The organism is Lachnoclostridium sp. MSJ-17, from assembly GCF_018918205.1.
Lineage (GTDB): Bacteria > Bacillota > Clostridia > Oscillospirales > Acutalibacteraceae > Ruminococcoides.
Map to the genome: position 1 here is coordinate 1 of NZ_JAHLQB010000105.1, position 24,200 is coordinate 24,200.

Consider the following 24,200-nt stretch of genomic DNA (forward strand, 5'->3'; position numbering starts at 1 on the left):
TAGGTGCCGAACATATGACCTTCAAACGTGATCTGTCCGTTCGAGTCTGTTGACCTGACGGCGATCTTCTCCCAGTATGTCCAGAGCGGGCTTGTGTCGCTGTAATCCGCCCCCAGAGTTGCAAGGGCGTTTGTCAGGTACTCCTGCTCTGTTTCGCCTTTCTGTACTCCTGCTCGCCGTCGTCGACCCATTCCTTGTTGATAGCGATCTCGGCGTATTCGTCGCCGGGAGTCGTCTGGTAGTTGGTGGCGACGTACTCGTAAGTCGTGAGCAGGTTATCGGTAGTTACATTCCACGAATATCTGGAGTAGAAATCCATATTGTCGGGATGTTGGGAATAAATCTCAACGGGACGGTAAGCGATCTCACGTCCGTCCTGGTCGTACTTTGGAACCTCAATTCCGGTGACCGTCCAGTTTTTGCCGTCCCTGCTCTGGAAGGTCGCCTTGCTGCGATTGAAATAGAGAATATTCGCTGTTTACGGGATTGCCCTCGTCGTCGAGAGCCGCCAACCTCTCCGGAAGCCCCTTTACCGCTCCGTCCGGTAAAGAAGTCTCCGCAAAGGCTGTGCTGATGCTGCACAAGCCGATAAGGAGGCTGCACAGCACCGCCAGTATTTTTTTATGAAATTGTGACATGCCGGCAGCCTCCTTTCTGTTAATTATTCAGGTGCTATGGTGTGGGGGTGAATCAGGTAGTCGGAATCTCCCAAGTCATCTTCTCAATCTCGCTGCCGGGCTGATAAAGATATTGTACCCTTTGCAGGCATGATCGGATGAGGATTCAGAGTATCATTGCCGCCGGTTGTGGTGTTGACATCAACAGCCCAACCGTCCTTGACGGTGTTATTTCCTTCCTTACCAGCTTCATCCAAAGTAACCTGGATAGAATCTAAGAATACATTAAGATCAAAGTCAAATGCGAGATATGCGCCAACCTTTGTATCTTCACTAAGCGTTACGCTTTCAACGAGCTTTCTGGTTGTGTCGCCCGCCTCGAGGTCGTTGTTATAGTAGAATGTGGTCTTCTGAGGTTTTTTATTGCTTGTTGCATTATCCTCAATTGCAGTCCACTGTTCCGCATCGGTACCAACGTTTGTAAGAAGCACTTCAATGGAAATCGGCTTATCATTAACAACTTCTTTTACGATAGTGAACTTCTTCTGAGCTGCGTTGTAAGTCCAAGTCATATCATCAGTCTGATACAAATCTTCTGTCGCAGTGCTCAGATACGCATGCTGGTTTGCCGCAAATGTTACAGGCAGAACTTGATCGGAGCTGGGATCTGAAGAACTGTTATCATTAATTACACCTTCAGGCAATACGTAATCGGAATGTCCGTTCGCACCATCCAAGGTATAGAGCGCAAAATATGTACCGCCATTCGTATCATCAACAGCTGCATCATAGTAATAGCCGCTGTATTCATAAGTGTTCGGAGTACCGTCGGGAGTTTCGCCGATATTTCTTCTGAACAGATACAGACCTGTGGTCTGAGGTTTGAAGGTGGAAGCGTCGATAGCGCCGTAGTAGTTTCCGCCGGCAGTAGCAGCTGTTGAGCCGCCCGCAATCTTGGTGGTAACGGTTGAGCTGACAGAACCTACGGTTGTGCCCTTTGCAATGTTTGTGTATGTCGGTTCTGCGTTGGCACCGCTGTAAACCCACAAATCAGTACCCTGCTCTAATGTCCAGGTGTAGCTCGCATCATCGGGAGCGTAAACCAGAACGCCTGCAGCCTGCATGGACTGAACCTCGCTGAACTTAGCAAATTCATTATTTTCTTCAAGTGAGCCATTATTCTGTGCGTGGTTTGCATCCTGAGGGTTATCAATCTGAGCTGTACTCAAGGTTTTATAATACCGATATACAGGAGCCTCCGTTGTACCGATATTTTTATAATAATTCAATCCGAGCTTTGTTTTGCTTGCATCATCAACTTTTGTTAATCCGGTTGCAGCCGAATTTACACCTTCAGCTACTACCATATTTGCCGGTGTTGAATCTTCCTTAAGTACTCTTAAAGAGCCGCCGAGCCACATTCTTACGAATGCGTCCACGTTGCCGGTGTTGACCGCCGCAACGTCCTTGTTGATTGTCTGTCCGGGGAGCCAGTCTGCGGGAGGCTGGAAGTCTTCGACGATTGATACATTGTAGTTTGCCGACGCGGTCAGACGGTTGGTGACTTCGTCCTTGGACGAGAACCACGCAAAGGTCGAAGCCGCTACGATGGCTACGGCAACTATCAAGGCAACAATCAGTACGCGTCTTTGCTTTGCTGATTTCTTTTTCTTGGTTGTCATCTAAATCTTTCCTTTCTTAAATTTTTTTGGATTCATCATCCGCCTTGTCCTCTTCCTTTTCACCGGCAGCTTCGGTCTCGCCTGTCTGAGCGGCAACCGCTTCCTTTCCGGAACCCGATTCCGTTTGGAGAACGGCTTCCTTATCAGCAGCCATCTCTGATTTGGAAGTCGCTTCCGTTACGGGCGGAGAATCCACGGAAGCATCTCCGTTTTCAGACTGCGTTTCCTCTTCTGCCTGCTTCCTGGAGGGAGCAAGGTAAATTCCCATTAGCTTGAAGAACACGAATATCAGCGCGATGATCGGAACAATGAAATACCACCGCATCTGTACGAACCTTACGACGTATCCCATCACGGGAATCTTGAAGGTCACCACGCCGACCACGCGTTCCTCATCTATCAGGAATGTATCTTCGCTGTCATTAGCGTCACCCTTTGTCTTGAAGCACGTAACGCCCGTGCCTTGGTAATCGGGAAGCTTTTCAACCACCCGGTGGGTCAGGTACGCTTCGCCGTCCGACGAAGGGTTAAAGGTAATGACGTCGCCGACATTGATGTTGTCGGCATTTTCTATCTTCACGAACACCATATCACCTACGCTGTACGCCGGTTCCATTGACGGAGTAAGAACCGTGTAATATCGGTATCCAAAAAGAGACTTGCTCGGGTTCACCGAAGCCGCGAACATCAGCGCGGAAATGATTATTCCCGCCGCCAATACATATATAAATACTGTGCGGAATATCCGCAATGCCTTAAATCCCGCGCGTGAGCCGCCCTTCTGCTCACTTTCGATTTTATTGTTCAAAGTCAACCACTCTCCTCGTTATTAAAATATCACAAAAAAACAAACACGTATAGTAACGCAATTATATGTATGTAATAACACCCGATTGGGCTGATGTCAATCTTTTTTCACAAAAAAGTATTCTTTTTGACATTTTATCCAAATCAGAACTTTGCAAAAAACAAGCGGGCGGAAATGACATAAATCATCTCCGTCCGCAGCGATTTTTTAATTGACAATGGACAATGGACAATTGACAATGAATGGCGGGCTCTGCCCGCACCCGATTTATATTCGTAGTGAAGCGACCAACAACTACCAACTACCTACTACCAACTACCCAACTACCTACTACCCAACTACCAACTACCAACTACCAACTACCCAACTGCCAACTAAAAACCGGCTCATTATCCCTCTGAGCCGGTCATTTTTACTTATTTTCCTCTGCCTTGACGCGCTTTTCGTTGCGGCGGTACACGCTCGGAGTCACGCCGTAATATTTTTTGAAGGCGGCGGTGAATTTTGTGTGCTTGGCGTATCCGGCGCGCTCGGAGATATATCCGATCGACCAGTCGGTTTCAACGAGCCTTTCGGCAGCCCATTCCATACGCACCTTTGTCTGATATTCCTTGTAGCCGTAGCCGTAGTAATTTCTGAAATAATTCTTTACCGCCGTGTCGCTTACGTCGTACTTCGCCGCAAAATGCGCCGCGGTGTTTTTCTGCTCAAAATTCTCGGTCAGGCAGGTGTAGATATCCTCGGCGATCTTCTGCTGCTTTTCGTCTGATTTTTTCCTTCCCGACATGCTCAGACGCTTCAGATCTCCTCCGAGATTGTTTCCGACCTCGACCGTGTGGGTGAGCACCATGAGGTTCTCGCCGTTCATTCCCGATTCAAACAGCTTGTCAACGGTCTGCTCGGTGTTCTTTGAATACGGGAAAAGATATCCGTCGCTGTCGAAGATATCCTCCTCGGGGAGCATCATGCCCTCGATAACGAAGCGGAGCATTCTGAACATTGCGCTTTCATTTACAAGCTCGTTCGGCTGGAACGCGATCTCAACGCCCCTGAATTCATCGGCGGTAAAGTTAAACGTCCCGTCGTCGCCGATCCCGTAGTCCATCATGACCTGACCCTGCGGCAGCGTATTGGTAACGCCGTTCACGGTAAATAAGCAGCTCCCCTGCCTGCAGATAAGAGTTCTCAGGAACCGCGTATCTCCGCCCTTGCGGAAGCCGAGCTTCCACAGATCGGGGAGCCACGGCGAGCGGATGTCGAAGAAGATTATCTGCATGCTCTTATAGGGCTGATATGAAATTATACGCCCGCCGTTCGGAAGCTCATACTCAGTGCGTTTTTTTCTGTCCTTGATCAGCGTTCCGTCTTCCTGTAAATGACTTATCTTTTTTTTCACAGACATCCCAACTTTCAGCATAAATACCCATATTATTATTTAATGTTATCACATTTGATGAAATAATGCTACCCACTTTCAGAACTATTGCACCTTTTAGAACCAAAATCTGCCAATTATTTTTTTCACGGCAGCAAGTCCGCGCATCGCAAAGCCATCGCAAATAACAAAAACCTCTGCGCGGGATCAAAAGCCTTTACGCGCCAAAAAGTCCGCTTATTTTGCGTAAGTACTAATATTTTTTTGTCAGTAGCAGGTTCATGCCATAGACGTACTTGAATTTTTATACTATAATTATATAAATATTTGGTGAGAAGCACTAAATTTTTAAAAAAGGAGGACAACTTATGAAACGACTTAACAGGACGTCCGTCCGCGCGGTTTCGATCATTCTCGCACTGCTGATGTGCGTGACGATGATACCCGTGACGGCGTTCGCCGCTCAGAAGGAAGCTGACGAATCCGTCGGCGAAAACGGACCCGCGTCCGCAAGCGCATACGTCGCTCTCAACGACGGCTACGCGTGGAAGTACCCCTACAGGGTCAAGACAGGCGCGGCGACGGTTCTTGACGGAGCCGGCTCCTATGATCCGGATACCAACACGCTGACGCTCAACAACTTTTCGGGCTCGGCGATCGAGACCAACAAGATGGGCGAGGATTTCAAGATCAGACTCATCGGCAAAAACACCGTAGCAAACGGCGTAAACATCTGGGGCGACGGCTGGGGAGCCTCGGCGTTTATCACCGGCGACGGCACCCTTACCACGTTCGGCATCACCGTCATGGCTGAGGGCGCTCCCGCGGTATTTTCGGTGGGACCCGACGCCAGAGTCACCGCTGAGGGCGGCGGCATCACGGTCTACGATTCCTCGTCCGAGAATCCTCTCCGGTTCAGCGGCAAGGAGCGCAGCGGCGGCAAGCCGGGACGCGTCCGCAGCACGACGCCCGCGCTTCACCCCTCATACGATCTGAGCATGTCGTCCTACGGCGAGGATATCTACTACAACCCGACGCATCCGTACGCGCAGTATTCCCAGTACGCGGAGACGGAGTATTTTGCATGCAGGCGCACCGTCCATTCCTCCGCCACACGCGCAAAGGACCGCAAGACGATGAAGGCGGTGTCCTTTACCCTGCGCGAGGTGCGGCATGAGAACGATAAGTACGTCTGGTATTCCACGATCACCCAGATCTATGTCTGGGAGGATACCGACCTGTACCAGCGCTACAAGAACAACCTCGAGGATCTTACGCTGGAGGCGTACGACCCGAACTATCAGCTCGTCACCGAGGAAAGCTTCAGCGAGACCGAGTGGGCAGTCGTCGACAATCTCGGCGAACCGCTGGCAAATGTGGATATAGTGCCTCAGGCGGCGAACGTGATGATGTTCCCGACTCTGGAAGCCGCGGAGCTTGACGATGCTCTTATGGGCAAATTCTACACCGCGCAGCTTCACGCCTCGCCCGCGAACGGCGGACGGATCACCGATTTCAGCATCACGGGCAGCGCCTCGGAATGGCTGAATATCGACAGCAAGGGCAAGCTCAGCGGAAAGCCGAGATCGGCGGGCGTGTATTCGCTGTACGCCACCGCCACCGAGACGGTCGACGGCGTATCGCTCGACACCCTTCCCGTGCGCTACCGCATTCTTGTCAAGGAACCGACAAATATGCTCACCTTCGCTTCCTCCGTCACCGACAAGGCGGCTCACACCCTGACCTTTGAAAAGACGGACGGCTCCTTTGCAAAGACGATGGACATCGGCAACGGCATGATCGGCGAAGGCAGAGCCTTCAGCCTTGACGGCTTCCCGGTGGGCGAATACAAAGTCACCCTGACGGCGTCGATGAACGGCGCGTCGGTCAGCTATGCAAACCCGACGGCTTCCTTCACGCTCGCTGAGGGACAGCACAACAACATAAGCTTCAACCCGGGCGCGTCGACCGTGACTCCGAACGCGGGCAGCGTTTCGCTCAAGGTCAACAATTTCAGCGCGCTCAAGGACTACTATACTTATTTATCAATTCAGCTCGCGGACGGCTCGGTTCTGGAACGCACCGTGAACGCGGACACCATGTTCTTCCCCGATCTGCTCGAGGGACGCGCTGCTGTCGAGAGCTTTACGCTGTATGTATCCGACGCCGCGGGCAGAGCGGTCAAGGCAACAAGCGGCGAGATCGTTGCGGACGGCAACAGCCTGACCGCCAACGCGGCCGTTTCGGGCATCACCGAATACACGGTCGTCGGGCTCCCCAAGGAGTTCAGCAGCATCATTGTTCGCATCAATCAACATGACGCCATCATTGTTTCTCAGCCCGAAAATTCGTGGGAGACGCCGACGTTCCGCCTCGCCACCCTGAGTGAGGACGACGAGCTGACCACGTCGTTCTGTTACAACAGCTACGGCGATACCGCGCGCGCCATCTATGACATCTACGACAAGCCCGTCTCCGTTACCCTCTCGGGCACCGAGATCAAGCTGGACGTTCCCAAGCTAGACAAGACCGGCGTGATCCGCGGCAAGGTGACCGACCGCGATGACAAGCTTGTCGCAGGCGCGTCCATCATCTGCTCGCAGTTTATCAACGGCAGAACCGTCACCTTCTCCGCCGTCAGCGACGAAAACGGCGATTACCGGTTCGAGGGACTTTTCGCGGAAAAGCTGGCGAAGCTCAGCATCACCGCGGACGGATATGTAGACACGGAAGATTCCCTCGCCTCCGTCGGCGCGGATACGGAGCATGACATTACCGTTACGCCCGTGCGCTACATCTCGCTGACCTTTGAACGACCGCTGACAGACGCGAGCATCCATTGGTCAGGTAAGATAGGTTCCGGCAATTATATCAGATCGCTCGGCAATCAGAGCGGCGCCTCGTTCCTTCTGCCGGTTCCGTATGACGCGAACGGTACGTTTAAAGTGTATGTTTCTTCCCGCATGCTTGCCTACGGCCATTGCGAGGAATCCGTTGAGGTCACCAACGGCAGCGGCAGCCTGACGATGAATCCCGCGTTCAACGGCAAAATCGACGCCGGAGGCTGCAATGAGCTCGGAGAGCGCGTGGCGGAATATAATGCAGAGCAGCAAATTCTGTATGTGATCTCAACGGACGCAGACCGCAATTATTTCTCTACCAGAAGTCCCAACACCACGTTTTATGTGCCTGAGGGTCATTACCGCGTGGAGATCCGCGACAGGTCAGACACAGATTCCGTTCTGGGCTCTCAGGAGCTGGAGGCAACACCTGAAAAAACCGCTTATCTGACCGCACCCGTGAGCAGCGAACCCGAAAACACCCTCGGCGGCTCCGTTACCGCGCCCTTGTCCGCGCCGAAGGGCGATACCTACAAGATCGAATGCACGATCCGCAACGATTTTGATATCGATCGGCTGGTATTCTATCTCTATGACAGCCGGTATTTGAATTGGGATTCCGGCGTCAAGGGCGTCGTCATCAACGGCAAGACGGCGGGCATTGAGCATAACAATATCTGGAAAAAAGATAATCCGCAGATCGACTGGTCCTACCCGATGCGCATCACGTTCTATGTGGAGCAGCGCGCCACCGCCACAACGGACGATCTGCTGTTCAAGCTGAAAGCCGTTGGAAACGGAGGTCAGAAGTACCTGATCGGAGAATCCGTCACCGCCTACGCGCCCAACATCTCCCTGAGAGTCGCGGACGCGATCACCTCCACCAAGAAAACAAACGCGGACGGTCATGCCGTGTACACTCCTGACAGCCTGTCCTTCTACGGCGACACCGATCCCAACACCGATGTCACCCTCTATGATAACGGCACTCCCGTCGCAAAGGCAACGTCAAACAATAACGGCAGATACTCCGGCACGCTGAAAATCGCCTCTGAGGATACCGCGCACAAGATACGCGCCGAGGTCACCTCCGGCGGCAAGACGATGTACGCCGAGGCGATCAGCACCTACAATCCCGGCGGCGCGTGTCTGAGAACGATATGGTTCAACGGCAACGAGATGAAGCCCGGCGCAAAGCTGAGCTATATCACCGGAGTCGGCGGCTACACCTGCCAAGTAGCGGCGGCGATCGACAATCCCGACCGGCTCGACGACGTGACCTACTGCATAAACGGCGAGGACGTCACGGGCAAGGTATTCTTCAAGATCACCACGGTCGACGGCGACCGCATCGTCAAGGCGGAGTCCAATACCAACCAGACCCGCTGGTACACTAATACCCTGCACTTTGAGCACGTTTATCCCACGGGCGTCAAGGTGCTCTACCGCTCAAAGGCAGCAGACCACACCTACGCCGACACCTTCACCGAAGCTGACGGCACCGAAAGCAACATAAACGTCGACCTCGGCGTCAAGGGCAAGGGAGAAAGCTCAGACTCATACATCAAAGATCTGATCAAGCTCACCATGGAGGGCTACAGCGGCGAAGGCTCAGACCCCGTCAGCGCGAACGACGAGGAAAAGGAGGTCACCTCCAACGACCTGTACAACGCCATGGTATGGAAGCTCAATCAGGGCGAGGGCGAAGGCACCTTCAAGACGCTGACCGCTGAACAGGCGGCGGCAAAGGTTCCCGCGGACAAGGCTGAGATACGCACCTACACCGACGAGCCGAAGTGGACCGTAAACGCCCAGAACCTCCACCTCAAGATGGTCGAGCTTCAGGAAAAGGGCTACCAGACCTACAGCTATCTCGACGAGAACACGGGTCACAAGATCTATCTGTTCAGCGGCAAGTTCTACTACGCTCAGGACGCAAAGCCCGTTCCGTCGCTCCAGATAACAAAGATCTACAGCGGAATCCCCAAAACCGAGGACGACCCGCGCATGTTCAAGGACGGCGTGATGATCGGCTCGACCCTCGAGGTTCAGTACATGTGCGACGTTACTGCAGGCAAGTGGTACCGCACCCAGACCGCGACGATGCCCGGCGGCGTGCGTTCGGCTATCCACACCTCAGGCTACCAGATACCCAGCACATGGGAGGCTCCGTTCTCCTATAAGGACACGAACGTATTCCCGGTTTCAACTCCCGACGACGAGGCTGTCGGCGCTCAGGTAGGCGGCGACAATCTCACAAAGCAGGGCATCTCCTTTGAGATCGACTTCAAGAGAGTAAGCGCCCAGACCTATGTAGGCGGAGCGATCTCCGTCGGCGGCTTCTGCTACGGCAAAATGGCTTCCGCGACCTACTTCAACGGCGTAAAGGTCATCAACAAGCAGACAGGCAAGGCGATGGATCTCGTCGATATCGGTCTTGATAAGGCTATCAACAAGGGCAAGAATATATTCTACGCCGGCGTTTCCAAGGAATCTTTAGCCGCGGGCAGCGTAGTTTACAGTGTCAGCAAGCTCAACGAGGGAGTGGTCGAGGGCGGAACCACCGTCAACGACATCTACGACGCGGTCTACACCCAGATACGCGACAATATCCGCTACTACGGCAAGGTCAAGACCGCCGCGAACTATACCGCGGAGCACGACAACGCGAACGTTCTCGGCGACTTCACCCTCGACAAGTACAAGGCGGACAGAATGCTCCAGAAGAGCAGGGATATGGCTGACGCGGTGGTCGAGCTGCAGCAGGCTATCGAGAACGCCCAGCACCAGGACGAGTTCACCCAGACAGTAACCGAGCAGATAGGCTATCTCTCGATCGCGGCGAGCTGCGCACCGGGCGTAGGCACCGAGGCTTCGCTGATTCTCGACGCGATGTGCTTCATCATGTCGGCGGCGAACGATACCAGAAACTCAAAGGTCAGCGCGGCTGCCGAGAAGTTCATGGAAAAATACCGCGCCTATATCGCCGAGGACGAGCAGGTCAAGGACGAGATCACCGAGTCCGAGGAACGCGTTGAGAAGTACAAGAAGTGGGGCTTCGACATAAAGACCAGAAGCGATATCGTCGGCGAGGATATGAAGAAGAAAAAGAAGAAAACACCGTCCGGCGGCGGTGGCGGCGGCGGAAGCGTCGATCCCACAGAGCCCGGTCAGACCGAACCCGGACAGACTCAGCCCGGACCTACAGAGCCCGGACAGACCGAACCCGGACCCACAGAACCCGGTCAGACAGAGCCCGGACCCACCAATCCCGGACCCACCAATCCCGGACCGACTAACCCCGGACCGACTGATCCCGGACCCACTGATCCCGGACCGACTGATCCCGGTCCCACCGAACCCGCTCCTCCCACTCCCGATGACAGCGGCGGCAGCACAGGCGGCGGCAGCACAGGCGGCGGCGACATCGACATTGAAGTGATACCCGCCCACGACCCGTCCGGACGCGTTTACGAGGCGGTCGCGAGCAACACTATCGAGGGCGCTACGGTAACGCTCTACAGATACGCAAGCGAAAGCAATCCGATGAGCCAGTGGGACGACAGCGACAACCTCAGACAGGACAACCCGCTGACGACCGACGCCGACGGCTTCTACCGCTGGGACGTTCCCGAGGGCGAATGGTACGTAATCGCCGAGAAGGACGGCTATATCAGCGGCAGCAGCCAGAATGACACGGCGGCTCTCGTAAACCACAACGGCACCAACTACCTGCCGGTTCTTCCGCCTCAGCTCGACGTAAACATTCCGCTCGTCAGCTACGCGGCTCCCGAGATCGAAAGCATCTCGGCAAAGAGCGACGGCGTTTACATCACGTTCAGCAAGTACATGGACGAAAGCACCGTTGTCCGCGAGAACTTCGAGCTTCTCGGCGAGGACGGAAGTCCCCTCGAGTTCAAGCTCGACAAGCTCGACAGCGAGCAGGCTCCGTCCAACATCAACTACGGGGGCGAAGCTCCGTACTACACCAAGACCGTCCGTCTGAGAGCCGATCTGCCGCTCGACAAGGAATTCTTTGTCAAGGTCAGCGAAAAGCTTACAAGCTACGCGGGCACGCCTATGGTCAGCGCCTACAGCGACGCGGTTTACGCCGACGAGAAGCGCACGCTCGCTGCTCCGGTATTCTCGGTCAATCCCGGCGAGGTCGACAGAAACACTCCCGTGACGATCAAGGCTGAGGACGGCGCGAAGATCATCTACACCACCGACGGCAGCGAGCCTACCGCTGAAAACGGCAAGCTTGCAAAGAGCGGCACGACCGTCGTCATCTCCTCCGACATGACTCTCAAGGCTATCGCGGTAAAATTCGACGCGAACACCAGCGAGGTCACAACAGGCGAATACACCGTGAAGATCTACGTTGACACTTCCTTTGAGCCTGACTACACCTTAGGCGACGTGAACAAGGACGGCACGATCGACATCAACGACGTGACTCTGCTCCAGAAAGCGCTTGCCGAGCTCGAGAAGCTTGACGATGCGCAGACGCTCGCAGCCGATGTTACCGGCGACGGAAATCTGACGATCGACGACGCGACGACCATTCAGAAATTCCTCGCGGAGATCATAGATCATTTCGGATAATATCCCATAGACAAGCAAGGGGCTGACCGCACGGTCAGCCTCTGATTTTATTATATTGATTTTATCGCATAGTAATGATATACTAAATAAAAAACGGAGGTGATCACTATGTTATCTGTCGGCACACAGGCGCCGGACTTCACTCTTCCCGACCAGAACGGTGAAATGCACTCGCTCTCGGATTACAGAGGTCAGAAGGTGGTTTTATATTTTTATCCTAAGGACAACACCGCGGGCTGCACAAAGCAGGCTTGCGCGTTCGGCGAGCTTTATCCGCAGTTCCGCGAAAAAGGCGCCGTAGTCCTCGGAGTGAGCAAGGACTCCGTCGCCTCGCACAAGAGATTTGAGGAAAAATACGGTCTGCCGTTCACTCTCCTCTCAGACACCGGGAAGGAAGTCATTCAGGCTTACGGCGTGTGGCAGGAAAAGAAAAACTACGGCAAAATCAGCATGGGCGTTGTCAGAACCACATACCTGATCGACGAAAACGGAGTTATCGTCAAGGCGTTCGGCAAGGTAAAGGCAGCCGACAATCCCTCGCAGATGCTCGGGGCGCTGGAATAACGGCAAAGCAAAGGACGGACTCATTCGAGCCCGCCCTTTTTTTATCCGTTAAGCTGCTTATTCATTTTATTGATATTATTTCTTATGCACAGGTAAACTATCGCCCAGATGATAAGGAACACGCCGGCGAAGATCGCGGTGAACAGAGCTATCGCCTGCCACTTGAGCGGCAGCCAGCCGTTGAGCAGGTAGATGCCGATGTAGTCGAGGAACAGCACGGCGCCCTGGATAAGCGCCGCCATGCCGAGCTGGAGCTTTTCGGTATGGTAGACCGCGCTGACTCCCGCCGCGATGAACGCCATGAACGTCGAGGTGAGAATCTCTCTTACGAGCCTTGTGACCGATACGGTTTCAACAACACCGCCCGCGCCGAGAAAGATATAAACGATTGCCACGATAACGGGGCCGAGCGATGCGAACATCGCGCCTCTCTTCAAGAATTCAATGATAAATTTTTTCATCTTACTTCAACTCCTTTTTAATGTCTGCATAGCATCTTCTCGAAACGTAGTCCCTGTAGCCGCATTTGAAGATAACGTCTACCGAGCCTGAAAAAGCCGCCGAGAATTTTTCTATCCTCGTCCTGTTTGCGAGAGAGGATTTATTTATTTTGATAAAGTAGCCCGGAAGGATATCGCCAAGCTCATAGAGCCGCATTTTCAGCCTGTAGCGCGTACCCGAGGTATCGATAGCGTAGGTCTTTGAATCGTCCACGGTGATACACTCTATCTCGCTGAATTTCAGGATTTTTATATCGTCCTCGGTGTAGGCGGTAATGCTGTCCTCGCCGATGTAGCCGAGCACAAGCTCCTCGAGCCGGTACGAAAAATCGCCCTTGCCGTGAAGCGTCGCTTCCACCTGTTCCTCCCTGGATTTGTCGATGTTCAGTATGAATTTCATCTTGTTTGCACCTCCATTGTCTGTAGTATATCACGGATTTTTCCGTTTGTCACAAAATTTCGCTCAACGGTAAATTTTTCGCGGTCAACGGTATTTTTGCGTGACTTTTGGTATCCGATATGCTATAATTGTATAAGAAGCTGAGACGTGTTTTGCGCGTCTCAGCTTGATTTTTGCCGCATCTAAAATCGACGTCACAGACGTGACGGAGCTGCAGAACTACCTTGCTGAAAACACCGAATTTGACGAAACGCAGAAGAAGGTCGCCGATACCAACCACGACGGAAAAACAGATATTTCCGACGCGACGCAAATCCAAAAATACATTGCCGAGATAATTCCCGAGCTATAAAAAAACCGCCCGAACGGGCGGTTTTTGCTATATATAAGGTATTGAGAAAGGCAGCAGTATGTAGATATACGCGATAATAAAGCCGCCGATCGTCGAGAACAGGATTTGCAGGGGTCTGCGCCAGAGCATTCCGATCGCCGCCGCGAGAAGTATCAGCGGAAGCACTCCGTAGGTGAAGTCGATTCCGAAGCCCTGAAAGGTGCGCGTGAAATTGAACGCCTGCAAAAACCAGTACGCGAGAATGAACGCCGCGACGAAGCCCGCGACGGTTCCGACGCCGCGTCCGAACCAGCAGATCGCGGCAATGAGCGGAGATACCGCCGTCAGGATCACAAAATAACTGATATTGCTCCAGTCGGGCAGAATGTGCAGGAACACGCCGAGGTAGACGCAGCAGCCGAGCAGCAGTCCGCCGGAAAATGTGATTGCGTTTATCGCCGCGCGCAGAGGAGTTTTGCTGAACAGAGAGATAATCAGCGTGCCGAAAGCCCATGGCATGAGCGTGGTAAAGAAATTGCGGATATTGACCGCTTCAAGCCACTGCGGAAGCACACGCGCGGACATGCCGCTGAAAACCTCGGTGAGAATACCTAGCCCGAAGCCCGCGAGAAGCGCCGCGAAGGTGATTGCGAGCTTTTTGGGCATGGATTTTTGAGGGTGTGATTTTCTTATTTTATTAAACATATTCATAGTCAGTTGTTAGTTGGCAGGTTAGTTTTTCCCGGGCACTACATGCTATCCGGGCAGGTGATGTTGAACATTGTCAGAACGTTCCTGATTACCGCCCTGACGCACTCGCACAGCGCAAGCCTTGCCTGCATGAGTCCCTCGTCCTCGCCCTTAACGCGGCAGGCGTTGTAGAACTTGTGGAAGAGAGTCGCAAGCTTTGTTACGTAGCGCGTGATTTTGGTCGGGTCGTAGTCCTTCGCCGCCGAGATTATCTCGCTGCCGTAGAGCGCGAGGTGAGAAATCAATTCCTTCTCCTCGGGAGCGGTCAGAAGCGCAAGCTCAGCGTCGGTGCATTCGCGCGGGGTGATTCCGTCGGATTTGAGCGCCTTGAAGATACTGCATATCCTCGCGTGGGCGTACTGCACGTAATAAACGGGGTTCTGGTTGTCCTGCTTGACGGCGACGTCGAGGTCAAAGTCCATCTGGGTGTTAGCCTCGCGGGTGTTGAACAGGAACCTCGCGCTGTCAACGGGCACCTCCTCGAGCAGATCGCGCAGCTGTATAGCCTTGCCGGTGCGTTTGCTCATCTTGGCGGGCTTGCCGTCGCGAAGGAGCTTTACGAGCTGCATGAGAACGACGGTGAGCTTAGAGCCGTCTTTTCCGACAGCGTCCATAGCGCCCTTCATGCGCATAACGTGACCGTGGTGGTCGGCGCCCCATACGTCGATCAGGGTCGTAAAGCCGCGGTCAAACTTGTTCTTGTGATAGGCGATGTCCGCCGCGAAGTAGGTCGGGTTGCCGTTCTTGCGGATAAGGACGTCGTCCTTGAGCTCGAGATTGTCGATATATTTCTGAGTCTTGCCCTCACTCAGAAGCTGCTTTGTGAGGACTTCCTTGTTCTTGTACCAAATTGCGCCGTCGAGCTCGTAGGTCAGACCCTTCGCGCTCAGCTCGTCGACTACAGCCTTTACAGCGCCGCTCTTGTGAAGCTCGCTCTCAAAGAACCACTTGTCGTAGGTGATTTTGTAAGCCGCCATGTCCTCCTGCATCTTTTTGATGTTCTTGGGCAGAGCGTAGTCAACGAGAGTCTTTTTGCGCTCGTCGGAGCTGACATTCAGCAGAATATCGCCGAACTCGCTGTTGTACTCGTTTGCGAGGTCAATGATGTCGCCGCCCTGATATCCGTCCTCGGGGAATTCTATCTCGTCGCCCTTGTATATCTGCAGATAGCGCGCCTCGAGGGAACAGGCGAACTTCTCGATCTGGTTGCCCGCGTCGTTGACGTAAAACTCGCGGTACGCCTGATATCCCGCCTTGTCGAGAACGGAAGCGAGACAGTCGCCGAGAGCGCCGCCGCGCGCGTTGCCCATGTGCATGGGACCCGTGGGATTTGCGGAGACGAACTCTACCATCACCTTTTCGCCCTTGCCGAAGTCGGACGAGCCGTAGCCCTCGGGGTCAGAGAGAATATCGCGGACGGAAGCGGTGTAGTAATCCGCGCCGAGGAAAAAGTTGATGAATCCGGGACCGGCGGTCTCGCACTTCTCAAAGAAGGTGCCGCCGAGGCCGAGGTTTTCGGTGATAGCCTGAGCGATTTTGAACGGCGGCATGCGGAAAGCCTTTGCGCCCGCCATAGCGGCGTTTGTGGCGAAGTCGCCGTGCGAGGTGTCCGCCGGAACCTCTACGATAAATTCGGGCAGCTCCGCTTCGGGCAGAGAGCCCGCGGCGATCGCCTTTTTCATAGCCGCTTCAACCGCGGCTTTAAGCTGACTGACAGCCTTTGCGTATGTATCCATAATAATTACCCCTTACTTTTCTTCCACTGTAATATGAAAACGGTTCTCGCTTACCAAGTCCGTATTAAAATCGAGGGTGTAGCTGACCTCGAGCGTGCCGCCGTTTTCACCGAGCGTGCTGTTGAGCGTTCTTGTAAATACCCCGATCGACAGGGTGCCTGCGACGGTCTCGTAAATGCACTGATGACGTCTGCCCTTCTGCAGAAGCAGGCGCGAGCGCTGCGGACCCGTGCGGCTGATGGTGACCATATCCTCGTCGACGCGGATAACGTTGTTGTAGACCTTCGAGGGATTGTCCTCGTCGTACTCACGGTAGCCTATGTAGAAATGGTCGCGCTTGCGCATGAACTTGCCGTCGGTGAGAACCTCTATCTTGTTGTGTTCGCCGTCGACGAGCTGCTCGCCGATTATTGTAATTCTGTACTGATTCAAATCCTTATCCGTCATAACCGCCTCAATACTCCTCAATATCTATCTGCGTCACGGCGTGCTCCATGTTTCTGCCGAGGAACAGCCCCGCGACGGAGGTGAAGCCGTCGGGAGTGTCGCTGACATAGAACTCGGGCTGCGGCTGCTCAAAGCGGGTGCAGAGCAGTTTTTCCTGACCGAGCACCTTTGCGGCGTAGACGGCGGTCTCAAGACCGGAGTCGATCAGCCGTACATCCGGTCCCATGAAGTCGTGAATAGCCTCGCGCAGCAGCGGAAAATGCGTGCAGCCGAGGATCAGCGTGTCGACGCCCTGTTCCTTGAGCGGCGAGAGGTACCTCGCGACGACCGCCATAGTGATGATATCGCAGCGGTCGATAATTCCGTTCTCAACGAGCGGAACAAAGAGCGGACAAGCCTGCTCGAATACCTTAACCTTCGGCTCGAGCTTTTGCAGGCGGAGCTTGTAGCTGTGCGAATTGACGGTCGCAGATGTGCCGATAACGCCGATTTTGCCGTTTCTCGTGACCCTGACGGCGGTGTAGGCTGTGGGATTGACGACTCCCGTATAGGGCACGGGCAGGGTTTCCCTGAGCAGATCACCCGCGACAGAGCTGACGGTGCCGCAGGCGGCGACGATCATTTTGACCTTGTGCTTCAAAAGGAAATTCGCATCCTGAACAGCGTATTTTTTTATAGTATCGCGGCTGCGTGTACCGTACGGCACGCGTCCCGTGTCGCCGAAGTAAATTATTTTTTCCTGCGGAAGCACGCGCAGAAATTCCTTGACGGCGCTCAAGCCGCCCAGACCGGAGTCAAAAACACCGATTGCGTTCTCAGACGACATACATATCCCTTCTTTTCCCTGAAGATTCGCATTATGATTCACGTTACATCATACCACAAATCAAGGGAAATGTAAAGGAGTTTGTAAAGAGTTCAGAGTGGAATGATCGTCGCCGCTGCCGGATAGATTCTTGCTATATCAAATCATTATCTGCGGCTGCTGCGCGTATCTTTACCGGATCTGCCAAAAAATATAACTCGGAGCGAAGCGACCCTTAATTTTCCATTTTCAATTTTCCATTTTCAATTCTCAACTGCAATAATCCTCGAGCGTTTTTCTCAGCGCCGCCTCGCCCTCAATTATTATGCCGCGTTCGAGCTTTTGCCTGTCGGATTTCGGCAGAGTGTAGGTAAATGTGTCGGTGGTCATAAACGGCTCGCTCTCGCCCGGACGGTACACCACTACCCTGCCCTTGTCCTCTGCCATAACAAAGCGCTTGCTGCTGTCGGGCAGCTTGTCGCTCAGGCTCATGCTCATCCTGCCCGCGGCGCTCTGTTCGGCAACCGACGAGGCTATCACGCAGCCTATCAGTATCACGCCCGTCACAGATATCAATATGATTTTTTTCATAGCCATTACTCCCTTTTTCTCTTAGTTTCTCCGTCGAAATGCGTATTATTCACCCTTTTGAATAAAATAACGTGGTAAAAAACACAATTTTTTTATCTGAAATTTTGAATTACATATTTATTTTTTCCCGAAAAAGTGCTATAATAAATTTTACTAATGTTTACAAGTACAGTCACGGGTTTTCACTTACCACTTAAATAAGGAGTTCTTATGCGTAACAAACGTGAAACTGATATCAGCAGCTACATGGGCAAAACACCCGAGCAGCAGCCTGAAATCACCTTCAAGCGGAGCGAGAGCAGCGCAAAAAGGTTCTTCAAGGGCTTGGGCAAGTTTTTGCTGACAATTTTTTCCGTGCTCGCGGTCGCGGGCATAGTCACGGCAATCTCGCTTGCCATCTACATCATTGCGCTCGCGTCTGAGCCTACGGGTATCGACCTCAAGGCTAAATCCATGAACCAGACCAGCCGCATCTTCATCAAGGACAGCGACACCGGCGAGTTCACCGAATCGCGCAAGCTCTACAGCACGGAAAACCGCATCTGGGTCGACAACCAGAATATTCCCGACTACATGAAGGAAGCCCAGGTCGCTATCGAGGACAAGCGCTTTTACGAGCACAACGGCGTCGACTGGCAGCGTACCCTCTCTGCGGTCGCGATGCTCGCAACGGGCAGCGATTCCTACGGCGGATCCACAATAACCCAGCAGCTCATCAAGAACATCACCGACGACAACGAGGTGAGCATCAACCGTAAGCTGCGCGAGATCTGCAAGGCGCTCAAGCTCGAGCAGGAATACACCAAGGATCAGATCCTCGAGGCGTACCTCAACGTCGTAAACTACGGAAACAACTGTCAGGGCGTCGAGGCGGCGGCTCAGCTGTACTTCGGCAAGAGCATCAAGGACTGCTCTCTCGCCGAGTGCGCCGCGATCGCCGGCATCACCCAGAACCCCTCGCGCTGGAATCCTCTGATTTACCCCGAGAACAACCGCGAACGCCGCGAGCTGATTCTCAGCGAGATGTACGACCAGGGGATAATCAAGACCAAGAAGGAATATGACGAGGCTATGTCCGAGAGCGCAAAGATGACCTTCGTAGGCTTCAAGAGCGCGTCCGAGGACGATGAGGACGATGACAGCGACGTTCAGAACTGGTACTACGACCAGCTTTTCTACGACCTGCGCGAAGACCTTGCGCTCTACTACAACATCAGCCCCGACGCGGCGAGTGAGAAGATCTACACCGAGGGTCTGAAAATCTACTGCGCCATGGACGAGAAGATGCAGAACTACATCGAGAAGGAAGCCATGGCTATCGACAAGAGCGCCGACCCGAGCATTGAGCTGGGTTCGGTTCTGATGGACTTCGACGGCAGGGTCATCGCCACCGTCGGCAGCTCCAACCGCAAGACGACCGACCTCGCTTGGGACAGAGCGGCTCACTCCGCTTTGCAGCCCGGTTCTTCGATAAAGCCCCTCTTTGTATACCCCATCGCTATCGAAAACAAGCAGCTCTACTTCTCGTCGACCGTACTCGACGAACCGATCGAGAAGTACGAGTACGATGAAGCCTCCGGCGGCTATATTTCCGGTCCTAAGAACGCCTACGGCTCGTATCTCGGCAACATCCTCCTGCCCGACGCTATCGAGCGCTCCTCGAACGCCGTCGCGGTACAGGTCATGGAGCTTATCGGCGGACCTTCGGTCGCCTATGAGCAGGCTGTCACAAAGATGAACTTCAAGCATCTCACCGAGCTCGACGGAGTCAACACCGGCGCGCTTTCGATCGGCGGTCTCAACGGCGGCGTCACCGTCCGCGAGATGGCTGCGGCATACACCTATATGGGCAACGAGGGTCTGAGCTACAAGCCCTACACCTACTACTATATCACCGACTCCGAGGACAACATTATCCTCGACAACCGCGACGCCGTGCCCAAGCAGGCGTATTCCGCGGAAACAGCGGGCATTATGAACCGCCTGCTGCACTACAACGTCGAAAACTCACAGAACACCTACGCTATGTACGCGCGCGTTTCGGGCTGGGATATCGTCGGCAAGACCGGTACCACCGATAACGACCGCGACTGCTGGTTCTGCGGAATGTCGCCCTACGCGGTCATGGCTACCTGGACGGGCTTTGACAGTCCCCAGACTATTTCCGACAAGACGCGCTCCGCGAAGTTCTTCGCCAACGTCATGGGCGAATACCTCAAGGACAAGGAGCAGAAGGAATACAAGATCTCAAAGAACCTCATTCCCGCGACCTACAACCCCGTCACGGGTCTTGTGATCTCCACCGACAGCGTGTCCGGCAAGTACGTCGGCTACTACACCGAGGACAACATGCCGGCGTTCGGCTCAGCGTGGTACGACGACTCGACCTACGACTGGAACGCCTACAGCGGCGGCGGTGAAGAAAGCTCGGGCGGCGGCGGCGAAAGCAGCCACTCCTCAGGCGGCGGACAGTCCTCGTCCTCATCATCGGGCGGCGGCGGACAGTCCTCAGGCTCCGAGAGCTCAGAGGGTCCCGTTGTTCCTCCCGAAGAAGGAGGAGGCGGCGGAGGCGGACAAAGCAGCGCCGCCGACGCGGAAGTACCCAACTAGTTTATAGGCTTATGGGATATAAGTAACAATAAAAGGATGGTAAGAATATGGTATCAATAGCAATTATGGGACACGGAGTCGTAGGCTCCGGCGTCGCCGAAATCCTGCTGACGCACAAGCAGAAGCTGTTCGCGCGTCTGGGCGAGGAAATCTACATCAAGAAGGTTCTCGACCTCCGCGAATTCCCCGACAGCCCGATTGCGGACAGATTCACAAAGGACTTTGAGGAAATCATCAATGACCTCGAGATCCGCGTTGTTGTTGAGGTCATGGGCGGACTTCACCCGTCCTACGAGTTCGTTTCCCGCTGCATCAAGGCGGGCAAGAGCGTTGTCACCTCAAACAAGGAGCTTGTCGCGGCGTACGGCGCAGAGCTGCTCGCTCTCGCTAAGGAAAACAACGTGAACTTCCTCTTTGAAGCCTCCGTCGGCGGCGGTATTCCGATTATCCGCCCGATGAACCAGTGCCTCGTCGCCAACATCGTCGACGAGATCGCCGGTATCCTCAACGGCACCACAAACTTTATCCTCACCAAGATGATCGAGGACGGCATGCAGTTTGCCGACGCTCTCAAGCTCGCTCAGGAGCTGGGCTTCGCCGAAAAGGATCCCACCGCTGATATCGAGGGTCACGACGCCTGCCGCAAGATTTGTATTCTCGCTTCTCTCGCCTTCGGAAAGCACGTCTATCCCGATTCCGTACATACTGAGGGCATCACCAAGATCACGCTTGAGGACGTCAAGTACGCCGAGAAGTTCGGCTGCGTTATCAAGCTCATCGGAAGAGTCAAAAAGCTCAATAACAACAAGATCGACATCATCACCGCGCCCATGCTTGTTCCGCTCAAGAGCCAGCTCGCTAACATCGACAACGAGTTCAACGGAATCATGGTTCGCGGCGACTGCACCGGCGACGTAGTATTCTACGGCAAGGGCGCAGGCAAGCTGCCCACCGCAAGCGCGGTCGTAGCCGACATCGTGGACTGCTGCCAGCACCTCAAAAAGAGACGCTTCCTGTTCTGGACGGACGGCGACGGCAGCAACATCATCAACGTCAGCGAGTCCGTATTTGCGATGTATGTCCGCGTAAAGGGCAGGGACGCTGTAGTCAAGGCAGAGGGCATCTTCGGCTCGATCCAGTCGCTGAGCACCCACGGCGGCGACAGAGCGGCATTCACAACCAAGGCTATGACCTACAGTGAGTTCACCGAAAAAATCAACAAGCTCGCCTCAGACGGCGTTGAGATCCTCTCGACGATCCGCATCGGCGATCTGTAAAAAAAAATCAAGCATTCTATGAACGCGCAGGCGTTCTGATTAAAAAAGGGAGTATATTAGTAATGAGTTTGATTGTTCAGAAATTCGGCGGCACCTCAGTTGCCGACGCCGAACGCGTAATGAACGTGGCGAGGATCGTAACCGACACCTACGCCAAGGGCAACGACGTTGTCGTTGTCGTATCGGCGCAGGGCGACTTTACCGACGTTCTCGTTGACAAGCAGATGGAAATCAACCCCAAGGCTTCAAAGCGTGAGCAGGATATGCTTCTCGCGGCAGGCGAGCAGATCTCTATCGCGCTGCTTGCGATGGCTATTGAGAAGCTCGGCTATCACGCCACCTCGCTTTTAGGCTGGCAGGCAGGCTTCAACACCTCCTCAGCGCACACAGCGGCGCGTATCAAGAGCGTTGACCCGTCAAGGATCCAGGAGGCTATCGACCGCCGCAACATTGTTGTAGTAGCGGGCTTCCAGGGGGTAAACAAGCGCGGCGACATCACCACCCTCGGCAGAGGCGGCTCCGACACCAGCGCAGTCGCAATCGCGGCGGCGATGCACGCAGACCTTTGCCAGATTTACACAGATGTTGAAGGCGTATTCACGGCTGACCCGCGCAAGGTTGAGAACGCGAAGAAGCTCGACGAGATCTCATACGACGAAATGCTCGAGCTTGCGACACTCGGCGCGCAGGTACTCAACAACCGTTCGGTAGAAATGGCTAAGAAATACAACATCGAGCTTGAGGTGCTCTCATCACTGACGCAGGCGCCCGGCACAATCGTAAAGGAGAAAACAAAAATGGAAAAAATGTTAATCAGCGGCGTCGCTAAGGATACAGAGGTAGCCAGAATTTCAGTCAAGGGCGTACCCAACACCCCGGGTATCGCGTTCAAGATGTTCTCCCGTCTCGCGAAGAAGGGCATCAACGTAGACATCATTCTCCAGTCGATCGGACAGCACGACAAGAAGGACATTTCCTTCACCGTAGCTAAGTCTCACGGTCAGGCTGCCGTAGACGCTCTTGAGGATTACGTTATCTCTCACGGCGCGAGCGAGATTCTCCTCGACGAGGACGTAGCGAAGATTTCTATTGTCGGCGCGGGCATGGAAAGCCACGCGGGCGTAGCGGCGAAGATGTTCGAGGCTCTCTACGAGGCTCAGATCAATATCCGCATGATCAGCACCTCCGAGATCAAGATTTCGGTACTTATCAACGCAGACGACGCCGACGCAGCCGTCAGAGCTATCCACCGCAAATTCTTCGATTGATTATCCGCGCGGCAGGGACGCCCCCGCGGGCTACTCGCGGCAGGGAAGCCCCTGCGGGCGAATCGCGGCAGGGAAGCCCCTGCGGGCGAATCGCGGCAGGGAAGCCCCTGCGGGCGAATCGCGTACTATGGGTTTGATCAGGTAATAACGTTCCGTTTTCGCGGGAGATGTATCTTCTCGCGGTAACGTGAGCTGCATAACCCCTTTACAAAAATATCAATCAGGCAATTCATCTACTATGGGTTTGGTTAGTCCGAAATGTCAAATTTTCGCGGGAGATGTTTCTGTGAAAATCTGACATTTACATACAGGTATGGTATTTTAATTGAACAAGGAGGAAATTCCAATGAACTCAAAGCATTCTCTTAAAATCGCCGCTGTTTTGGCGGCGGCACTCATGCTCACAGGCGCGGTAATGACAGGCTGCGGATCAAAGAGCGACAGCAGCGCAACCACAACTACCGCAGCAGCAACCACCCAGGTAGCCACACAGGCAGCTACTCAGGCAGCGGCAGGTTCTTCCGAAGCGCAGAACAGCGCGAAGAACCAGCAGAGCAGTCAGTCATCTGACGCTGATTCTCAGAGCAGCAATTCCGACTCCGGAAACACCGAAGAAAAACGCGGCAACATTACCAAGGAAGAAGCGGGAAGCATTGCTCTCGGCAACGTTCCTTACGGCAATGAGATCACCATTGTAGAGTCCGGGTTCTACAACGGCGAGGAATGCTGGGTAGTAGGTGTAGCTGATACCACGGGAAAAATTTATACCTGCTACGTAACCTCTGTCATCTGCGAGGTTCAGGGACCTGCCGGCGGAAACAGCGATTCGTCGGTTGACGCAGTGGTTGACGAGTAATTTATTCTATTCACTAAAAATTTTGGCAGCGTTTCGCATGAGCGACGACGCTGCCATTTTTCTTTAGTCCAACTGCCAACTCCCCAACAAACAGCAAAAGGGCGGACATTACGTCCGCCCTTTCGGGTTATCAATTAT

General features: G+C 53.9%; 20 protein-coding genes. 7 read left to right on the forward strand and 13 right to left on the reverse strand.

Going from position 1 to position 24,200, the window contains the following annotated elements:
• From KQI64_RS08575 to KQI64_RS10645, 6 genes are all read right to left on the reverse strand, one after another.
• The coding region (locus KQI64_RS08575) for a hypothetical protein (protein WP_216524268.1) at window positions 1-191 on the reverse strand (191 nt) is incomplete at its 3' end.
• Window positions 134-319: a hypothetical protein gene (locus KQI64_RS08580; protein ID WP_216524269.1), complete on the reverse strand. Its 186-nt coding sequence runs from the start codon at window positions 317-319 to the stop codon at window positions 134-136. The genes KQI64_RS08580 and KQI64_RS08575, both read right to left, overlap by 58 nt.
• 76 nt (window positions 320-395) lie before the next feature.
• On the reverse strand, window positions 396-638 hold the full coding sequence (locus tag KQI64_RS08585) for a hypothetical protein (protein WP_216524270.1): 243 nt from the start codon (window positions 636-638) through the stop codon (window positions 396-398).
• Between the two features lie 83 nt (window positions 639-721).
• On the reverse strand, window positions 722-2,299 hold the full coding sequence (locus KQI64_RS08590) for a BsaA family SipW-dependent biofilm matrix protein (RefSeq protein WP_216524271.1): 1,578 nt from the start codon (window positions 2,297-2,299) through the stop codon (window positions 722-724).
• A 16-nt stretch (window positions 2,300-2,315) separates the two neighbouring features.
• Window positions 2,316-3,107 carry a signal peptidase I gene (locus KQI64_RS08595; protein WP_253289240.1) on the reverse strand — a complete coding sequence of 264 codons (792 nt, stop codon included), beginning with the start codon at window positions 3,105-3,107 and terminating at the stop codon, window positions 2,316-2,318.
• A gap of 412 nt (window positions 3,108-3,519) precedes the next feature.
• Complete coding sequence (locus tag KQI64_RS10645; RefSeq protein ID WP_216524272.1) at window positions 3,520-4,503, reverse strand: helix-turn-helix domain-containing protein; 984 nt, start codon at window positions 4,501-4,503, stop codon at window positions 3,520-3,522.
• Between the two features lie 347 nt (window positions 4,504-4,850).
• Here KQI64_RS10645 and KQI64_RS08605 point away from each other — a divergent pair, with 347 nt between their 5' ends.
• Together KQI64_RS08605 and bcp are read left to right on the forward strand one after the other, a co-directional pair.
• Entirely contained in the window at window positions 4,851-11,927 is a 7,077-nt protein-coding gene (locus KQI64_RS08605; protein ID WP_216524273.1) for a carboxypeptidase regulatory-like domain-containing protein, read from the forward strand.
• A 108-nt stretch (window positions 11,928-12,035) separates the two neighbouring features.
• A complete protein-coding gene (gene bcp / locus KQI64_RS08610) occupies window positions 12,036-12,491 on the forward strand; it encodes a thioredoxin-dependent thiol peroxidase (RefSeq protein WP_216524274.1) in 456 nt (151 codons plus the stop codon).
• Window positions 12,492-12,532: 41 nt separating this feature from the next.
• Here bcp and KQI64_RS08615 read toward each other — a convergent pair whose 3' ends face one another.
• Entirely contained in the window at window positions 12,533-12,952 is a 420-nt protein-coding gene (locus KQI64_RS08615) for a DUF3021 domain-containing protein (RefSeq protein ID WP_216524275.1), read from the reverse strand.
• Window position 12,953: 1 nt separating this feature from the next.
• Window positions 12,954-13,391, reverse strand: coding sequence for a LytTR family DNA-binding domain-containing protein (locus KQI64_RS08620; protein WP_216524276.1), 438 nt, complete (start codon window positions 13,389-13,391; stop codon window positions 12,954-12,956).
• A gap of 166 nt (window positions 13,392-13,557) precedes the next feature.
• Here KQI64_RS08620 and KQI64_RS08625 point away from each other — a divergent pair, with 166 nt between their 5' ends.
• Window positions 13,558-13,743: a dockerin type I repeat-containing protein gene (locus tag KQI64_RS08625; RefSeq protein WP_216524277.1), complete on the forward strand. Its 186-nt coding sequence runs from the start codon at window positions 13,558-13,560 to the stop codon at window positions 13,741-13,743.
• A 27-nt stretch (window positions 13,744-13,770) separates the two neighbouring features.
• On the opposite strand, the gene KQI64_RS08630 is transcribed toward KQI64_RS08625, so the two are convergent.
• The 5 genes from KQI64_RS08630 to KQI64_RS08650 form a co-directional block, all read right to left on the reverse strand.
• Window positions 13,771-14,433, reverse strand: coding sequence for a hypothetical protein (locus tag KQI64_RS08630; protein WP_216524278.1), 663 nt, complete (start codon window positions 14,431-14,433; stop codon window positions 13,771-13,773).
• A gap of 38 nt (window positions 14,434-14,471) precedes the next feature.
• Entirely contained in the window at window positions 14,472-16,208 is a 1,737-nt protein-coding gene (argS, locus tag KQI64_RS08635; protein WP_216524279.1) for an arginine--tRNA ligase, read from the reverse strand.
• Between the two features lie 12 nt (window positions 16,209-16,220).
• On the reverse strand, window positions 16,221-16,655 hold the full coding sequence (locus tag KQI64_RS08640) for a DUF1934 domain-containing protein (RefSeq protein WP_216524280.1): 435 nt from the start codon (window positions 16,653-16,655) through the stop codon (window positions 16,221-16,223).
• A gap of 7 nt (window positions 16,656-16,662) precedes the next feature.
• Window positions 16,663-17,481 (reverse strand): glutamate racemase, encoded by an 819-nt coding sequence (murI, locus tag KQI64_RS08645; protein WP_216524281.1) that lies wholly within the window; start codon window positions 17,479-17,481, stop codon window positions 16,663-16,665.
• 249 nt (window positions 17,482-17,730) lie between these two features.
• Entirely contained in the window at window positions 17,731-18,051 is a 321-nt protein-coding gene (locus tag KQI64_RS08650) for a hypothetical protein (RefSeq protein WP_216524282.1), read from the reverse strand.
• A gap of 210 nt (window positions 18,052-18,261) precedes the next feature.
• Here KQI64_RS08650 and KQI64_RS08655 point away from each other — a divergent pair, with 210 nt between their 5' ends.
• The 4 genes from KQI64_RS08655 (at window position 18,262) to KQI64_RS08670 (ending at window position 24,062) form a co-directional block, all read left to right on the forward strand.
• Entirely contained in the window at window positions 18,262-20,661 is a 2,400-nt protein-coding gene (locus KQI64_RS08655) for a transglycosylase domain-containing protein (RefSeq protein WP_216524283.1), read from the forward strand.
• Between the two features lie 47 nt (window positions 20,662-20,708).
• Complete coding sequence (locus KQI64_RS08660; protein WP_216524284.1) at window positions 20,709-21,938, forward strand: homoserine dehydrogenase; 1,230 nt, start codon at window positions 20,709-20,711, stop codon at window positions 21,936-21,938.
• A gap of 62 nt (window positions 21,939-22,000) precedes the next feature.
• Complete coding sequence (locus KQI64_RS08665; protein WP_216524285.1) at window positions 22,001-23,206, forward strand: aspartate kinase; 1,206 nt, start codon at window positions 22,001-22,003, stop codon at window positions 23,204-23,206.
• 346 nt (window positions 23,207-23,552) lie between these two features.
• A complete protein-coding gene (locus KQI64_RS08670; RefSeq protein WP_216524286.1) occupies window positions 23,553-24,062 on the forward strand; it encodes a hypothetical protein in 510 nt (169 codons plus the stop codon).
• The last annotated feature ends 138 nt before the right edge of the window (window positions 24,063-24,200 follow it).

Excerpts from the sequence above, each read along its gene's own strand:
- KQI64_RS08640 (WP_216524280.1), bottom strand. The coding sequence starts at position 16,655 with ATGACGGATAAGGATTTGAATCAGTACAGAATTACAATAATCGGCGAG.
- KQI64_RS08590 (WP_216524271.1), bottom strand. The coding sequence starts at position 2,299 with ATGACAACCAAGAAAAAGAAATCAGCAAAGCAAAGACGCGTACTGATT.
- bcp (WP_216524274.1), top strand. The coding sequence starts at position 12,036 with ATGTTATCTGTCGGCACACAGGCGCCGGACTTCACTCTTCCCGACCAG.
- KQI64_RS08585 (WP_216524270.1), bottom strand. The coding sequence starts at position 638 with ATGTCACAATTTCATAAAAAAATACTGGCGGTGCTGTGCAGCCTCCTT.
- KQI64_RS08650 (WP_216524282.1), bottom strand. The coding sequence starts at position 18,051 with ATGAAAAAAATCATATTGATATCTGTGACGGGCGTGATACTGATAGGC.
- KQI64_RS08615 (WP_216524275.1), bottom strand. The coding sequence starts at position 12,952 with ATGAAAAAATTTATCATTGAATTCTTGAAGAGAGGCGCGATGTTCGCA.
- argS (WP_216524279.1), bottom strand. The coding sequence starts at position 16,208 with ATGGATACATACGCAAAGGCTGTCAGTCAGCTTAAAGCCGCGGTTGAA.
- KQI64_RS08670 (WP_216524286.1), top strand. The coding sequence starts at position 23,553 with ATGAACTCAAAGCATTCTCTTAAAATCGCCGCTGTTTTGGCGGCGGCA.
- KQI64_RS08580 (WP_216524269.1), bottom strand. The coding sequence starts at position 319 with ATGGATTTCTACTCCAGATATTCGTGGAATGTAACTACCGATAACCTG.
- KQI64_RS08630 (WP_216524278.1), bottom strand. The coding sequence starts at position 14,433 with ATGAATATGTTTAATAAAATAAGAAAATCACACCCTCAAAAATCCATG.
- KQI64_RS08665 (WP_216524285.1), top strand. The coding sequence starts at position 22,001 with ATGAGTTTGATTGTTCAGAAATTCGGCGGCACCTCAGTTGCCGACGCC.
- KQI64_RS08605 (WP_216524273.1), top strand. The coding sequence starts at position 4,851 with ATGAAACGACTTAACAGGACGTCCGTCCGCGCGGTTTCGATCATTCTC.
- KQI64_RS08660 (WP_216524284.1), top strand. The coding sequence starts at position 20,709 with ATGGTATCAATAGCAATTATGGGACACGGAGTCGTAGGCTCCGGCGTC.
- KQI64_RS08655 (WP_216524283.1), top strand. The coding sequence starts at position 18,262 with ATGCGTAACAAACGTGAAACTGATATCAGCAGCTACATGGGCAAAACA.
- KQI64_RS08620 (WP_216524276.1), bottom strand. The coding sequence starts at position 13,391 with ATGAAATTCATACTGAACATCGACAAATCCAGGGAGGAACAGGTGGAA.
- murI (WP_216524281.1), bottom strand. The coding sequence starts at position 17,481 with ATGTCGTCTGAGAACGCAATCGGTGTTTTTGACTCCGGTCTGGGCGGC.